Raw genomic sequence first — 15070 nt, 5'->3', positions numbered from 1 at the left:
GTCCGAGTGCTGATCCATCAAGGGGGAGCAGGATTTTGACCATCTATGTCATGAAAGTCTCGTGCCCGGCGCGCAGCGGCATCGTTGCCGCCGTATCCGGATATCTCGCGCGGTCCGGCTGCAACATCAACGACAGTTCGCAATTCACCGATCAGGAGACCGGCCGTTTTTTCATGCGCCTGAGCTTCGTTTCGGAACAGGGGCTGGAGCGCGACGCCCTCTTTGAAGGCTTCGCACCGGTCGCCGCGGATTTCGACATGGATTACGATTTCCATGATCTCTCCCGCAAAACCAAGGTAGTGATCATGGTGTCGCGCTTTGGCCATTGCCTCAACGATCTGCTGTATCGCTCCCGCATCGGCGCCCTGCCGGTGAAGATCGTTGCGGTGATCTCCAATCATCTCGATTACCAGAAGCAGGTGGTGAACGAGGATATTCCCTTCCACCACATCCGCGTCACGCCGCAGACGAAACCGGAGGCCGAAGCGGAAATCCTGCAGGTGGTGCAGGATACCGGCGCGGAACTCGTGGTTCTGGCCCGCTACATGCAGGTTCTGTCGGACCGGCTCTGTCAAGAAATGTCGGGGCGCATCATCAACATCCATCATTCCTTCCTGCCATCGTTCAAGGGCGCAAACCCTTACAAGCAGGCCTATGAGCGCGGTGTGCGGCTGATCGGCGCGACTGCCCACTACGTCACTGCCGATCTCGATGAAGGGCCGATCATCGAGCAGGATACGATCCGCGTGACCCATGCCCAGAGCGGCCTCGATTACGTCTCGCTTGGCCGCGATGTTGAAAGCCAGGTGCTTGCCCGCGCCATCCACGCCCATATTCACCACCGGGTCTTCCTCAACGGCAACAGGACCGTGGTGTTTCCCGCCTCGCCGGGGGAATATGTGTCCGAACGCATGGGATGAGTGCCCGGACGTGAGAGCGGGAGCGTTACTCTTCGGGCGGCGGCTCCATGTCGCCGCCCTGCTCCTCCTCCGGGCGCTTCGCGGACCGCGCGGCGGGATAGGCGCCTGTCATGCTGGCGAACTGAATGTCGTTTTCAGCAAATGCATCCTTCAACATCGAATAGGCCTTGCGCCGCACCACTGAGGATTGTCCGCCGGCGCGCAGCATCATGCCGAAACCGAGCGTCATGCCATATTCGCCGAAGTGCTCGACACCCTTCAGCTTGACGGTCTCGATGAGGAACGGCCCGAATTCCGGATCCTCTTTCAGTGCCTTGCCGATCTCCTTGGTGATCGCCTTGACCTTGGCGATATCGGTATCGAAGGCGACGGTGACCATGAATTTGTCTATAGACCAATCACGGCTCATGTTTTCGACTGCGCCGAGCGACCCGAACGGCACGGTGAAGATCGGGCCGCGATGATGACGCAGCTTGACCGAGCGGATGCTGAAGGATTCCACGGTGCCGCGATAGGAACCGCTCTGAATATATTCGCCGACACGGAAGGCGTCATCGATCATGTAAAACACGCCGCTGATGATATCTTTCACCAGCGTCTGTGAGCCGAAACCGATGGCGATGCCGAAAATGCCGGCGCTGGCCAGCAGCGGCCCAATATTGACGCCGAGTTCCGAAAGCGCCGTCATGACGGCGACAGCGGCGATGATGATGCCGAGCATGTTGCGCAGGATCGGCAGAATGGTCAAAAGCCGGTCGTCCTGCGGCTGGCCGCCGGAGTGGCCGCTCATTGCGTCGCCGACAGGGGCGCTCAATTCCAGCCGCCGGGCGATCATCGACTTGATGGCGATCCATATGAGATCGGCAAGCAGCAGGATGAGTGCGCCGTGCAGGACGCCGACGACGATGGAGGTGAGCAGGGCGCCATCAGGCAGAGAATCCGGATGGGCGCGGACGAGGAAGATCAGCCAGACAATGGCCGTTCCGACGATGGCGAGCCGCACGCCGCGCTCGGCCAGAACGGGGCGAAGGTCGCTCTCGCCGTAACCGCCAATATCGGTTGCGAGTTTCCGTGCGGCGATGCCGAGCGTCGAGGCAAGGCCCGGCAAGACAAGCGCATAAAGCCCGATCCAGAACAGCACGCCTGCGCCGGCAAGGCGCAATCCGAAGAGGATGATGAGGCAGAAGATCAGCGCGACATCAATCGCCCGCGTCCGTTCAGAACCCGGATCGCCGCCGGGCCGCCGCCATATCCATAGGCTGGCGAGCAGAAACAGGAGGCCGACCAAGCCGGTGGACAACAGACCTAGCGTATCGCGCGGAACGCCGAGATTTTCGAGCGTCCTGAGCAACGCCCAGCAAAACCCGGCAAGCGTTGCAAGCCAGGTCCAGCGGACGATCCAGAAATCACGCCGCGGGCTGGTTTCGCGGCCAACCACCTGTCGCAACAGGCCGGAAACGGCAAAAAGCACCGGCAGGAGAATGCTCATAACGAGCCAGGGCAGCAGAACGGCACTCAAAAGGGGCGGCCACTGGATGCTGAGAAACATGGCGGTTGCGACAAGGCCATATCCGAACAGGGGCAGAATCCGCCTCGACACGACGGCGGAGGCATATTTGCCGATATCCCCGCCGTTCCTGCGGGATGCGTGCATGACGATGATGCGGTTTGTGACAATGCCGCCTGCAAGGCCGGCGCCGAAGAGGATCAGCACATGCAGCAAAAAGATGAAGGGGCCGTAGACACGGATCGCATCGCCGAGCCTTTCCCAGGCGGAAGTAATCTGCGAGGACATGACGGGCAGGTCGCCCATGATGCGGGCAAGATGTTCCCGCCGCTTGCTCGCCCATTGGTCGAGATCACTCAACTGACTTGGTGATGCCGTTTGCGGAGGCGGCTCCGCGCCAGTTGTCGCAAGTTTCTGCGCGAGCAGGGCACGAACGTCGTCCTGCCCGAGAAGTTGCAGCAACTGGTCAACCTTCTGCTCCGTCGTCTGTGCGGCGGAAGGCGCTTTTGCCGGTGGTGGCTCCTGCGCGGAAAGGCCGGTTATTCCCAGCACGAAAAATGCGACGCCGGTCGCTGCAATCCATCTGAAAAGGGAGGGAAGGGTTGTCATTCGGTTCTCCCACACCAGCCGGGAAGATGTCGTGCGTCATGCGAGCGCGCCAGTTCCACGGCCTCGGCCATCGTCTCATCGAAGGAATGCCGCAGGTCTTTGCCGCTCACCCGGCGGCGAAAAAAATCCGCCCAGAGAAATTCGGCGAAGGGCGCTTCGATCTTGGCGAAACCGCCGGCATCGCGAACCGCGCCGGCCAGCGAGCGGAAAGGGTCGTCCTCGAGATCGACGATCCGCTTTGGCAACTCATCGATGGGACAACGCTTGCCGTCCGCGTTGAAAGGATAAACAAGACTGCGATGATCCATCACTGACCAGAATTCCTGCCGGCCGAGATGGGAGAGATCAGCAACGATGCTGGTCAGCACATGTTTTACGCCCTCGTCATGCAAAGCCAGCGCAAGATGATGGTGATCGACCAGATAGAGACGCTGTTTATAGCCGATGACGACGGGCACCATGTGATGGCCGAGAAAATCAGGCCCTTTTTCTTCGCGAATGGCGGCCCATTGTTTGCGTTTGTTTTCCACCTCGCGAAGGCCAACCGTCATCTGCGTTGGCCTGAGCGCAGTGATTTCAACCGGGCTGAGATGGGGTTCAAGAGGCTGTGGCATGATTGTTCTCCCGGCCCATGGCCGTGGTTACGGCATCATCGACGCTGAAACTGCTGCGCGCGACCAGATCACTCCCGCCGCCGGCGAGCAGCAGGTCCCGGACATGGTCGTGCATGCGGGCATAATAGACCGTGGTGTCGCCGCGCTGCATCGCCGCATCGAATTCCAGCAGCGCATCAAGCGCGGTGGAATCCAGTTCGAAACTTTCCTCAAGACTGATGATCGCGACGCGCAGTTCCGGCCTCGCGGCGATGCGTTTGGTGACGGCGGCAAGGATCGGCTCGGCATTGCCGAAAAACAGCGGCTGCGCCGGGCGCAGGATAATCATGCCCGGTATGTCCTTGGCATCCGGATGGCGTTCCATGTCGACGAAATCGTGGCTGTCGCCCAGCCTGCCGAGATGCATCACATGCGGCAGGGAAAGCCGACGGACGAAGACGGCGAAGGAAAGCGCGACGGCAACGAGCATACCGTTCAGAACGCCGAATGCCAGCACGCCGGCGGCGGCGGCAAGTGCCAGCCAGGCATCATTGCCAAGCCGCCACAAGCGGATGATCGGCGTCGGATCAAGCGCGTGCAGCAGGGCGACGGCGATGATGGCGGCGAGCACGGCCTGCGGAATGAAGGCGAACCAGCCCGCGGCGAGCAGGCTGAAGATCGCAAGGCCGATTGCGGCGATGGCCGAGGCGAGGCGGCTCTGCGGCCCGACCGCTTCGCTTGCCGCACCGGCGGAAAAGCCGGCGCCGACCGGCATGCCCTGCACGGCGGCACTGGCGATATTGGCAAGCCCGAACGCCCGCAATTCGCGATTGGAATCGACATTTTCACCGTGCCGAAGCGAAAAGCTGCGGATCGTGCCCCAGGATTCCGCAAAGAGAATGAGGACCAGCGGCGGTGCAAAACGGGCGACATGCGCGACATCATCGAGCGATACCGAGAGCGGGCCTGCCCATATTCCGGCAAGATCGATGGGGCCGACAATGGCGACGCCGCGGCTTTGCAGATCAAGCAGCACCGAGACGGCAATGCCCGCCACAATCACGACAAGGCTGCCGGGAAGGATCGGGCGTTTACGCAGGAGGAGCAGTATGGCAAGTGCCGTGAGGCCGACAACGATGCTTTCGAGGCTCCAGTCTCGCGGATGGGAGAATATCTGCAACAGGATCGCCAGCGGTTCGCCCGTTTGCTCCTTTATTCCAAAAAGGCTCGGCAATTGCTTGATCGTGATCAGAATGGCGAGACCGAAAGCAAAACCGCGCAGCACCGGACGCGAAATCACGCTCGACAGCGCGCCGAGCCGCGTGGCCGCCGCCAAGAGAAACAGGATGCCCACTAGTGCGACCGAAATGGCGACAAGCAGCATCTTCTGTGCCGGTGTGACGGAAAGCGTCGCGAGCATCGCGGCCAATATTGCGGCGGAGGAAGATGTGGGCGAGACGACCGCAAACCGGCTCTGGCCAAAAATGGCGTAAACGATGCAGCCCATGATCGCCGCAAGAATGGCATGCTGAGCTGGAACGCCGGCGATTCCCGAATAGGCTATCGCTTCCGGCAGCATCAGGCCGGCAATCGACAATCCTGCAATCACATCACGCCTGTCGAATGTCACGGACATGGGGTTGCGACCGAGTCGGTGCTGATGGAGGCGATAAAACTTTCACCCGCTAAGATCACGATTCTCCACCTTGTATCCGCGATGAGATGAAGGTTTCACCCATTGCGGATACAAGTCAAAGTTTAAATCGTGCGCATGAAATATTTCGGTCTTTCCGGATTTGGCCATCAACCGCTCATCGTCCGGCGGATGATGCGGACGTGCCCGTTTTAGACGCGTAACGGACACCCCCGAATGGCAGTTTCAGCCGCCATATTGGTCGTCCGTCACCTTCTCCATCCAGTCCACCACCTTGCCGTCCTTGACCTCCTGAAGCGCAATATGAGTCATGGCGATATTGGGGGCTGCGCCATGCCAGTGCCTTTCTCCGGGTGCGAACCAGACGATATCGCCGGGCCGGATTTCTTCCACCGGGCCACCCTCACGCTGTACACGGCCGAAGCCGGAGACGACGATCAGTGTCTGGCCGAGTGGATGGGTGTGCCAGGCGGTACGGGCGCCGGGCTCGAAGGTGACCTGCGCACCCTGAACCCGCTCCGCGTCGAAGGGGTTGAACAGCGGATCAATGCGGACGGTGCCGGTGAACCAGTCTTCAGGCCCTTTGGCGGATGCCCGGGTCCCTGCGCGCAATATTTCCATGGTCATTCTCCTGATTGGAATTGTGTGGTGATTTGAGGTGGGAATTCCACTGTTGTCCACAGGGACGTTCAAACCTGATGGGGCGGACAGGCTCCAGACGTTTTAAAAGCCGCAGGCTTCGATCATTTTGAGGATTTATCGCATTCTTTTGCGCGTATTTTGCGACAGTGTCAGCCCTGATTTTACCTCCCCTCCATACACCGCCAGAAAAATCCCGTTCGGGATTGACTCGATTATGAAAACGGTTACATTCGCTCATGTAAACGGTTTCATTAGTTAAAAACCGTGCTTGGAGGAGCAAATTTCATGTTTAGACATTTGATGGCTGCCGCCGCTTTGGTGCTGGCGGCCGGCGCGTCCGCGTATGCCCAGGAGCAGAGCTTCAAGATCGGTCTTTCCAACTCGTTCGTCGGCAGCGAATGGCGCACGCAGATGATTGAAGAGGCTCAGGCTGCCGCGAAAGCGTGGGGCGAAAAAGGCGTCAAGGTCGAAGTCGTCGTTCAAAGCGGCAATGTCGATGTGCAGGGGCAGATCGGCCATATCCGCAATTTCATGAACCAGGGCGTTGATGCGATCCTCATCAATCCCGGCAGCCCGACGGCTTTCGATCCGATCTTCGCGCAGGCCAAGGCGCGCAACATTCTCGTTATCGCCACCGACGCCGAAGTGTCCTCGAAGGATGCGATCTATGTCGGCATCGACCAGAAGGCATGGGCGGCACAGTCCGCGCAGTGGCTTGCGGATGCGCTTAAGGGCAAGGGAAGCGTCGTCGCCATCAACGGCATCGCCGGTAACCCGGCAAACGAAGCCCGCGTTGCCGGTTACCGCGAAGTGTTCAAGAAATATCCTGACATCAAGGTGCTGAACGAAGCCAATGCGAGCTGGGATCAGGCGCAGGGCCAGCAGGCGATGCAGAACCTGCTTGCCACCTATCCCGATATCAGTGGCGTCTGGGTGCAGGACGGCATGGCGGACGGCGCATGGCGCGCCATCGAAGCCGCCGGCAAGACCAAGGACATTGCCGCGACCGGTGAAATCCGCAAGGACTTCATGACCCGCTGGGAAAAGGAAAAGTTCAATTCCGGCGCTTCGGTCAATCCTCCCGGTGTCATGGCCAGCGCGCTCAACGTTGCCGTCCTGAAGCTGCAGGGCAAGGAATTCAAGGACGGCATTTTCGGCGGCACCTATGGTAACGCCATCTATATTCCGATCCCCTTCGTCAGCAACGACAACCTTGCCGACAATATCAAGGCCGCCGATGGCAAGCCTGGTTACTGGTCAGTCACGGCAACCGTGACGCCGGAGCAGGCTGGCGAGTTCTTCAAGTAAGACCGCTCTCGGGCTGGCGGTGAACGCCGGCCCGAACCACAATTTCGAGTGCGGAGAGGGCCTTGGCCATCCGCCTGTGACAAGCATTATTCGGGGACTTGCGATGGCGAACGCTTTGGAAGCGGCCGGCATAACGAAGAATTTTGGCGCCGTGCGCGCGCTTTCCGCCGGCAGGCTGACCGTCGGTCGCGGTGAAATTCACGCGCTGCTGGGCGCCAATGGCTGCGGCAAGAGCACGCTTTGCAAGATCGTTGCGGGCGCGGTTGCGCCAACCAGCGGCACGATCCGGTTCAACGGTGCGGAAGTGCGCTTCAAAAGCCCGCGTGACGCAGAAAATGCCGGCATCGCCCTGTTTTATCAGGAGCTGAGCCTCATTCCGCAGCTTTCCGTCGCCGATAATATCTTTCTCGGCCGCGAGCCGAAACGCGGCATCTTTGTCGACGGCAAGGCGCTGAAAGCCGAAGCGGCGAGACTAATCGCGCTGTTTGACGGCGTGGCGGGCGAGGGACTGGAGCCGGACGCAATCGTTGGCAATCTGCCGCCGGATCAGCGCCAGCTCGTCGAAATCCTCAAGGTCTTCGCCCAGAATGCCAGCCTGATGATCATGGACGAGGCGACGGCGGCGCTCGATGGCCGCCAGTCCCAGCGCTTTTTCGAGATTCTCCGGGCCAAGAAGGCCGACGGTATCTCGACCATCATGATTTCCCACCGTCTCGACGAGGTTTTTGCCGTCTGCGACCGCATTACCGTGATGCGCAACGGCGCTACGATTTCCGAACTCGACACCGTAGCCACCACCCGTGAAGCTGTCGTGCACGACATGGTCGGCGATGTCCGCGCAGCACCCGACCGCCAGCAGGGACGCGCTGCTGGCGCACCCAGCCTGAAGGTGACTGGTGTTGCGGGTAATGGCGTTCGTGGCGTTACCCTGGAAGCCTATCCGGGCGAAATCGTCGGTCTGGCCGGCCTGCAGGGGCAGGGGCAATCGGCCCTGCTGAAAGGCCTCTTCGGCGCCAGTCCCTTTGCAACAGGCCAAGTCCGCTTCGAGGGCCGTGAAATCACCATCGGCAAGCCTTCGCAGGCGGTTCACAACGGTTTTGCCTATGTCTCGGGCGATCGTGGTCGTGATGCCTCGCTTCAGGGCCGGTCGATCTTCGAAAATCTCGTCGCGGCGCTGATGGTGCGCGAAAAGATGCGGTTGGTCCGTCCCACGACGCTGAAGCCGCGCGTGCAGAAGGTCGCTGATGATATGAAGACGAAGTTTGCCGGCCTCGATATGCCGATCGGCACGCTTTCAGGCGGCAACCAGCAGAAGATCTTCATTTCCCGCTGGCTTGCGACATCGCCGAAACTGCTTCTGCTGGATGATCCGACCAAGGGTATCGATCTTGGCGCCAAGGCCGACCTCTTCGCGCTGATGCGGCAACAGGCCGATGCCGGCGCGACCATCCTTCTTTATTCCTCGGAGGATGCGGAAATCCTCGAATATGCCGACCGCATTCTCGTCTTCAACGGCGGACGCATCTCTGCGGAACTGACCGGAGCCGACATGACATCCGTCAACATGACCCGCGCCGCCTATGGAGACGCCGCATGAATTCCCAAGGCGTTCTGCGCAGGCAACCCTGGATCATCACCCTCGTCGTTCTGGCCGTTCTCGTTGCCGTGAACACGTTTCTGCAGCCATCCTTCATTCAGCCCTCCGTGCTGCAATCGAACCTGACGACGTTTCTGCCGCTGATCCTGGTCGCCATCGGCCAGACCTACGTCATTCTGGCGGGCGATATCGATCTGTCGGTCGGCAGCATCGTGGCGCTCGCCAATGTCGTCACCGTCAGCGTCATCGCCGCACTCGGCGGCACGACGGGTGCTGTCTTCGCCGGCATGGCGGCGGGTGCGGCTGTCGGGCTGCTGTGTGGACTGGTCAATGGTTTCTTCATTTCCGGCCTGCGCTTCCAGCCGATCGTCACCACTTTCGCGACTGGCATCATCTTCGCCGGTCTGGCGATCTGGGTCTTGCCGCAGGCAGGTCTTCCGGTGCCGGAAGCCTATTGGCAGACCTATTCCGGCAGCTTCATCGGCCTGCCCTTCGTGCTGTGGGTACTGCTGGCGGGCATCGCCTTCACGCTGATCGTGTCGCGCATTCCTTTCCACACGCATCTGCTTGCCGTCGGCGGCAATCGCACCGGCGCCTTCCAGACGGGTCTGCGCCTTTCCGGCATCCGCATCGGCGCATATATGATCTCCGGCCTGTTTTCGGCGCTGGCAGCGCTGTGCCTGACGGGCGAAACCGCCTCGGGCGACCCGCTGCTCGGCGCAAGTCTGGCGTTGTCTTCCATCTCGGCCGTGGTTTTGGGCGGTACCGCACTCTCCGGCGGCTTCGGTAGTTCGACCGGGTCGATCGCCGGCGCGCTGGTGCTGGGCATGATCGGCAATGTGATTTTCTTTGCGGGCCTGCCCTTCGAGTACCAGACACTGGTGCAGGGTTTGATCGTGCTGACGGCGCTGGCCGGCGGTGTTCTGGTGACGAGGCGTTGATATGACCAATCCCGGCTTGCAAATCAAATCCCTCCTTACCGATCCCCTGACCATCGCCATTGGCGCATCGGTCTTCCTGCTGCTGGTCGGCGAATTGCTGTCGCCCGGCTTCGCGCAAGGCTCGCAGATCGTGCGGCTGCTGACGATTGCCGCAATTCTCGGCATCGTCGCGGCGGGCCAGAACCTCGTCATCCTCGGCGGCCGTGAAGGCATCGACCTTTCCGTCGGCGCGATGATCTCGCTGGGCGCCGTTCTTGCCGGCAATATGATGAACGGCCAGAATGCAGGCATTCCGCTTGCCATTCTCGTTGCCGGCGGCATTCCTTTCCTGATCGGCCTCATCAACGGCCTCGGCATCACCTTCGTGCGCATTCCGCCGCTGGTCATGACGCTTGGCATGACGGCGGTCATTCAGGGCGGGCTGGTCGTTTATTCGCAGGGCGTTCCATCAGGTGCGGCAGCGCCGCTGCTGGCGGGCTTCATCAACCGTCCGCTCATTTTCGGTATTCCCGGCGTACTCTTCGTCTGGCTGGGCATCGCCGCGATCATGCTCTTCGTGCTGCGCCGCACCGCCTTCGGTTTCGCCATCTACGCCATCGGTTCCAACGAACGGGCGGCGACGCTTACCGGATTGCCCGTCTCTTTGATCCGCACGCTGCTTTATGGCCTCTCCGGCCTGTTTGCCGGGCTGACTGGGGTGTGCGTCATCGGTTACACCGGCACGTCCTTCATCTCCGTCGGCGACCAGTATGTGCTTCCGTCGATCATTGCGGTCGTCATCGGCGGCACCTCGCTTGCCGGCGGTGCGGGCGGATATGTCGGAACCATGGCCGGGGCAGTTGCGCTCACCATTCTGCAAAGCGTACTGATAACGCTCAACCTCGATGTATGGGCACGGCAGATCATATTCGGTGTCACGTTGCTAGCGCTGATGCTGCTTTATGGCCGCCAAAAGCAGTTGCGTGTGTGACAGATGAGCAAAGACCAAGGTTCGAATATCAGGGAAGTTGCAGCTCTCGCGGGCGTTTCCATCGCGACCGTATCGCGGGCGCTGCAGCAACCCGACAAGGTTCGCCCGGAGACCCGCAAGAAGGTTTTCGACGCGGTGCGGCAGGCGAACTTCGTTCCCAATGCGCAGGCGGCCAGCTTCCGCCGCCAATCCAACAACACTGTCATCCTTCTCGTTCGCGATATCGGCAACCCGTTTTATCTCGAAATCTACAAGGGCGTGGAAGAAGCGGCGGGCGAAGCGGGCTTCAAGGTGCTGATGGGCGATGCCCGCAACGACGAGAACCGCGTGGCGACCCATATCGACATGGTGCGTCAGAAACATGCCGACGGGCTTATCCTGATGACCGGCCAGTTTCCCTCCGAGCTTCTCGATCAGGGCGACGCGCTGCCGCCGATCGTCATCGCGTCGGAGACGGTGCCCGGCCTCGCGCTGCCGACCGTCAAGGTGGACAACCGTGCCGCCTCCATGAATGCCATGCGGCACCTCATTGAGGCGGGACATAAAGAGATCGTGCATCTGGCCGGTCCCGTTCCGGAGAGTCTGGCGCAGGAACGTTTCGACGGGTACCGCGCAGCACTTGCCGAGGCTGGCATAACTTACACCGACGAACTGGTGGTGACGGGCGATTACAGCATCGAAGCCGGCCGTCAGGCGATTACAGGTCTTCTCGAAGGTGGCATCACCTTTACCGCGATCTTCGCATCGAGCGACCAGATGGCGATTGGCGCGATCAGCGAGTTGCGGGCGCGTGGGGTTTCGGTTCCGGCCGACGTCTCCGTCATCGGTTTCGACGACATCATCTTCGCCAATGCGTTTGAGCCGCCGCTGACGACGGTGCGCCAGCCCCGCCAGGAAATGGGCCGCAGGGCCATGGCGCTGATGGTGGACAGATTGAACGGAAAACGCACGGCTGAAACCATCGTGCTGGATACGGAACTGGTGGTGCGCGGCTCGGTCGCGCCCTGCCGCCCGCCGCATCGGTAGCGGCCAGACTGTGAATGCAAGGAGTGTAAGGACATGAAGACGATCAAAGGCCCGGCAATTTTCCTCGCGCAATTTGCCGGAAACGAGGCCCCTTTCGACACGCTCGACAATCTCGGCCAATGGGCGGCTTCGCTCGGTTACAAGGGCATTCAGGTGCCGACCGATCCCAAACTCTTCGATCTGGAAAAGGCCGCCGCTTCCAAGACCTATTGCGACGATATCAAGGGCCGTCTGGCTGAGATCGGCGTCGAGATCACCGAGCTTTCGACACATATTCAGGGCCAGCTTGTCGCCGTTCATCCCGTTTATGATGAAATGTTCGATGGTTTCGCGCCGCCTGAACTGCGCGGCAAACCGCAGGCGCGGCAGGAATGGGCCGTCAATCAGCTGAAGTGTGCGGCGAAGGCGTCGCAGTATCTTGGCCTCAAGAGCCATGCGACTTTCTCCGGCGCGCTTGCCTGGCCGTTCGTCTATCCGTGGCCGCAGCGTCCGGCCGGGCTTGTCGAAATGGCCTTTGCCGAACTGGGCAAGCGCTGGACACCCATTCTCGATGTCTTCGAGGAGAATGGCATCGATCTCTGCTACGAGCTGCATCCGGGTGAGGACCTGTATGACGGCGTCACCTTCGAGCGTTTTCTTGAGGCGACCGGCAATCATTCGCGCGCCAACATCCTCTATGATCCCTCGCATTTCGTGCTTCAGGCGATGGATTATCTTGAGTTCATCGACATCTACCACGAGCGCATCCGCGCCTTTCACGTCAAGGATGCCGAGTTCAATCCGACCGGCCGTTCCGGCGTTTATGGCGGTTATCAGAACTGGGTCGACCGGCCGGGACGTTTCCGTTCGCTCGGCGACGGGCATGTCGATTTCGGCGCGGTGTTTTCCAAGCTGACCCAATATGATTTCGAAGGTTGGGCGGTGCTGGAGTGGGAATGCGCGCTGAAACACCCGGAAGACGGCGCGCGTGAAGGCGCAAGCTTCATTGAAAATCACATCATCCGCGTGACGGAGCGGGCCTTCGACGATTTCGCCAAAAGCGGCATCGATGATGCCGCCAATCGTCGCCTTCTTGGACTTTGAAAGGGATAGCCATGTCCTCCGCTACAAAGAAATTCGATAGCCGCCGTATCCGTCTCGGCATGGTCGGTGGTGGTCAGGGTGCCTTTATCGGTGCCGTGCACCGCATCGCGGCCCGGCTGGATGACCGTTACGAGCTGGTGGCCGGCGCGCTTTCCTCCGATCCCGCGCGTGCTAGCGCTTCGGCAACCCTGCTGGGCATTGCGCCAGAGCGCTCCTATGCCTCGTTCGAGGAAATGGCGGCATCCGAGGCTGGTCGGGAAGATGGCATCGAGGCGGTCGCCATCGTCACCCCCAACCATCTGCATTTTGCTCCGTCCAAGGCATTTCTCGACGCCGGCATCCACGTCATCTGCGACAAGCCGGTGACCGCGACGCTGGAAGAGGCGAAGGCGCTGGCCGAGATCGTCAGGGCATCCGACAGGCTGTTCATCCTGACGCATAATTACACCGGCTACGCGATGCTGCGGCAGATGCGCGAGATGATCGCTGATGGATCCATCGGCAAGCTGCGCCACGTTCAGGCCGAATATGCGCAGGACTGGTTGACCGAAGCCGTCGAAAAGACGGGGGCGAAGGGTGCGGAATGGCGCACCGACCCCAGCCGCTCCGGCGCCGGCGGTGCAATCGGCGATATCGGCACCCATGCCTTTAACGCCGCTGCCTTCGTCACGGGCGAAATCCCGACAAGCCTTTATGCCGATCTGACGTCGTTCGTTCCGGGCCGGCAGCTGGATGACAGCGCCAATATCCTGCTGCGATATGCAAGCGGCGCCAAGGGGATGCTCTGGGCGAGTCAGATCGCGGTCGGCAATGAAAACGCGCTGTCGCTGCGGGTTTATGGCGATAAAGGCGGGCTTGAATGGCACCACCGGGTGCCGGACGAGCTGTGGTTCACGCCTTATGGCGAACCTAAGCGGCTTATCACCCGCAACGGCGCAGGCGCAGGTGCTGCCGCCAACCGTGTCAGCCGCGTGCCGTCCGGGCACCCGGAGGGATATCTCGAGGGTTTTGCGACGATTTACCGTGAAGCCGCAGATGCAATCATCGCAAACAGGGAGGGAAAGACAGCCGCCGGGGAGGTGATTTACCCCGGCATAGAGGACGGCCTTGCGGGTCTCGCATTCATCGATGCGGCCGTTCGGTCCAGTCGGACCTCGTCCTGGGTAGGGATCGACATCTAGATCATCGCTTATCGAGGACGGACGACGCAGGGCACAGGAGGTGGTGCCCGGCAAAACCTGGCCGGAAGGCCGGGAAAGGCGCGGGCACACGTGTCGTCACATTGATCAAACGGAAAGGGAGTTACGCGTTTGAAAACGTTCAAGTCAAAATTCGCAAGCATGGCAGCCGTCGTCGCATTGGCGGCCGGTATCACGAACCCGGTTCTGGCCGAAGACAGCAAGACGCTGCCGATTGCCGCGCAGATGTACACCTTGCGCAATGCGGGAACACTTGAGGAGCAGCTTGCCATCCTCAATCGCGCCGGTGTTTCGGCAGTTGAAACGGTGGATATGCAGAAGGTCAGCGCCAGCGAGCTGAACGCGCTCCTGGAAAAGCACAAGATCAAGGTCATTTCCTCGCATGTGCCGATCGACAAGCTGCGCGGCAACCTCGATGAGGTCATCACCGAGCAGAAAGCCGTCGGCAATCCTGTTGTCACCGTGCCTTTCCTGAAGCCGGAAGACCGCCCGAAGGACGCCGCAGGCTGGACCGCCTTCGGCAAGGAGCTTGGTGGTTACGCGGACAAGCTGTCTGCGGCGGGCCTCTCCATGGCCTACCACAATCATGACTTTGAAATGGTCAAATTCGATGACAAGACGGCGCTTGAGCTGCTGCTCGATGCTGCCGGCCCGAAACTGCAGAGCGAGCTCGATGTCGCCTGGGTGGCGCGCAGCGGCAATGATCCGGCAGCGTTCCTCGGCACCTTGAAGGGCCGGGTATTTGCCATCCATGCCAAGGACAACGCGCCTGCGGGCACGGCGGAAAACGAGCGCGGCTTTGCCACACTCGGCACCGGCGTTCTCGACTGGAAGGCAATTCTGCCGGCGGCCAAGCAGGCCGGCGTCAAGTGGTTCATCCTTGAGCACGACCTTCCGCTCGATGCCGAAGCTGTCGTGACCAAGGGCAATGCGTTCCTCAATGAACGTCTTCCGACCCTTCAGTAATCACTGCCAGTAAAACCAGAACCGCTCCCCGGCGGCCGGTTTCGCCGGGGCGCAT

The 15070-nt window shown here is 60.8% G+C and carries 13 protein-coding genes; 9 read left to right on the top strand and 4 right to left on the bottom strand.

Annotation, left to right across the window (positions count from 1 at the left end; genetic code table 11):
* The first annotated feature begins 35 nt into the window (after positions 1 to 35).
* Positions 36 to 920, top strand: coding sequence for a formyltetrahydrofolate deformylase (gene purU, locus QSV77_RS21045; RefSeq protein WP_116979301.1), 885 nt, complete (start codon positions 36 to 38; stop codon positions 918 to 920).
* 25 nt (positions 921 to 945) lie between these two features.
* On the opposite strand, the gene QSV77_RS21040 is transcribed toward purU, so the two are convergent.
* The 4 genes from QSV77_RS21040 to QSV77_RS21025 all read right to left on the bottom strand — a co-directional run bounded on the left by QSV77_RS21040 (position 946) and on the right by QSV77_RS21025 (position 5904).
* Positions 946 to 3036: a mechanosensitive ion channel domain-containing protein gene (locus tag QSV77_RS21040; RefSeq protein ID WP_302734938.1), complete on the bottom strand. Its 2091-nt coding sequence runs from the start codon at positions 3034 to 3036 to the stop codon at positions 946 to 948.
* A complete protein-coding gene (locus tag QSV77_RS21035; RefSeq protein WP_302734937.1) occupies positions 3033 to 3650 on the bottom strand; it encodes a ParB-like protein in 618 nt (205 codons plus the stop codon). The genes QSV77_RS21040 and QSV77_RS21035 overlap by 4 nt, the downstream gene beginning before the upstream one ends.
* The gene (locus tag QSV77_RS21030) at positions 3634 to 5265 is read right to left on the bottom strand and encodes a SulP family inorganic anion transporter (protein ID WP_302734936.1); all 1632 of its coding nucleotides are present in this window, start codon (positions 5263 to 5265) and stop codon (positions 3634 to 3636) included. The genes QSV77_RS21035 and QSV77_RS21030 overlap by 17 nt, the downstream gene beginning before the upstream one ends.
* Positions 5266 to 5508: 243 nt before the next feature.
* The gene (locus tag QSV77_RS21025; protein WP_302734935.1) at positions 5509 to 5904 is read right to left on the bottom strand and encodes a cupin domain-containing protein; all 396 of its coding nucleotides are present in this window, start codon (positions 5902 to 5904) and stop codon (positions 5509 to 5511) included.
* Positions 5905 to 6210: 306 nt separating this feature from the next.
* On the opposite strand from QSV77_RS21025, the gene QSV77_RS21020 reads away from it, so the two are divergent.
* From QSV77_RS21020 to QSV77_RS20985, 8 genes are all read left to right on the top strand, one after another.
* Complete coding sequence (locus QSV77_RS21020) at positions 6211 to 7233, top strand: substrate-binding domain-containing protein (RefSeq protein WP_302734934.1); 1023 nt, start codon at positions 6211 to 6213, stop codon at positions 7231 to 7233.
* Between the two features lie 103 nt (positions 7234 to 7336).
* Positions 7337 to 8830 (top strand): sugar ABC transporter ATP-binding protein, encoded by a 1494-nt coding sequence (locus QSV77_RS21015; RefSeq protein WP_302734933.1) that lies wholly within the window; start codon positions 7337 to 7339, stop codon positions 8828 to 8830.
* Positions 8827 to 9771: an ABC transporter permease gene (locus QSV77_RS21010; RefSeq protein WP_174032374.1), complete on the top strand. Its 945-nt coding sequence runs from the start codon at positions 8827 to 8829 to the stop codon at positions 9769 to 9771. Before QSV77_RS21015 ends, QSV77_RS21010 begins: the two co-directional genes overlap by 4 nt.
* A 1-nt stretch (position 9772) precedes the next feature.
* Positions 9773 to 10741 (top strand): ABC transporter permease, encoded by a 969-nt coding sequence (locus tag QSV77_RS21005; RefSeq protein WP_142842907.1) that lies wholly within the window; start codon positions 9773 to 9775, stop codon positions 10739 to 10741.
* Between the two features lie 3 nt (positions 10742 to 10744).
* Positions 10745 to 11767, top strand: a complete 1023-nt coding sequence (locus QSV77_RS21000; RefSeq protein WP_174032376.1) for a LacI family DNA-binding transcriptional regulator — start codon at positions 10745 to 10747, stop codon at positions 11765 to 11767.
* Positions 11768 to 11800: 33 nt separating this feature from the next.
* Complete coding sequence (locus tag QSV77_RS20995; RefSeq protein WP_302734932.1) at positions 11801 to 12850, top strand: sugar phosphate isomerase/epimerase; 1050 nt, start codon at positions 11801 to 11803, stop codon at positions 12848 to 12850.
* 11 nt (positions 12851 to 12861) lie between these two features.
* Positions 12862 to 14031 carry a Gfo/Idh/MocA family protein gene (locus QSV77_RS20990; protein ID WP_302734931.1) on the top strand — a complete coding sequence of 390 codons (1170 nt, stop codon included), beginning with the start codon at positions 12862 to 12864 and terminating at the stop codon, positions 14029 to 14031.
* A 129-nt stretch (positions 14032 to 14160) separates the two neighbouring features.
* Positions 14161 to 15015 (top strand): sugar phosphate isomerase/epimerase, encoded by an 855-nt coding sequence (locus QSV77_RS20985; protein ID WP_302734930.1) that lies wholly within the window; start codon positions 14161 to 14163, stop codon positions 15013 to 15015.
* Positions 15016 to 15070: the final 55 nt, after the last annotated feature.

The organism is Agrobacterium sp. V1, from assembly GCF_030518355.1.
Classification (GTDB): domain Bacteria; phylum Pseudomonadota; class Alphaproteobacteria; order Rhizobiales; family Rhizobiaceae; genus Agrobacterium; species Agrobacterium cucumeris.
Note: the sequence above shows the minus strand (reverse complement) of the source record. Positions and strands in the feature narration are given on the sequence as shown.

Excerpts from the sequence above, each read along its gene's own strand:
- QSV77_RS21015 (WP_302734933.1), top strand. The coding sequence starts at position 7,337 with ATGGCGAACGCTTTGGAAGCGGCCGGCATAACGAAGAATTTTGGCGCC.
- QSV77_RS20990 (WP_302734931.1), top strand. The coding sequence starts at position 12,862 with ATGTCCTCCGCTACAAAGAAATTCGATAGCCGCCGTATCCGTCTCGGC.
- QSV77_RS21000 (WP_174032376.1), top strand. The coding sequence starts at position 10,745 with ATGAGCAAAGACCAAGGTTCGAATATCAGGGAAGTTGCAGCTCTCGCG.
- QSV77_RS20995 (WP_302734932.1), top strand. The coding sequence starts at position 11,801 with ATGAAGACGATCAAAGGCCCGGCAATTTTCCTCGCGCAATTTGCCGGA.
- QSV77_RS21035 (WP_302734937.1), bottom strand. The coding sequence starts at position 3,650 with ATGCCACAGCCTCTTGAACCCCATCTCAGCCCGGTTGAAATCACTGCG.
- QSV77_RS21030 (WP_302734936.1), bottom strand. The coding sequence starts at position 5,265 with ATGTCCGTGACATTCGACAGGCGTGATGTGATTGCAGGATTGTCGATT.
- QSV77_RS21010 (WP_174032374.1), top strand. The coding sequence starts at position 8,827 with ATGAATTCCCAAGGCGTTCTGCGCAGGCAACCCTGGATCATCACCCTC.
- QSV77_RS21025 (WP_302734935.1), bottom strand. The coding sequence starts at position 5,904 with ATGGAAATATTGCGCGCAGGGACCCGGGCATCCGCCAAAGGGCCTGAA.
- QSV77_RS21020 (WP_302734934.1), top strand. The coding sequence starts at position 6,211 with ATGTTTAGACATTTGATGGCTGCCGCCGCTTTGGTGCTGGCGGCCGGC.
- QSV77_RS21005 (WP_142842907.1), top strand. The coding sequence starts at position 9,773 with ATGACCAATCCCGGCTTGCAAATCAAATCCCTCCTTACCGATCCCCTG.
- QSV77_RS21040 (WP_302734938.1), bottom strand. The coding sequence starts at position 3,036 with ATGACAACCCTTCCCTCCCTTTTCAGATGGATTGCAGCGACCGGCGTC.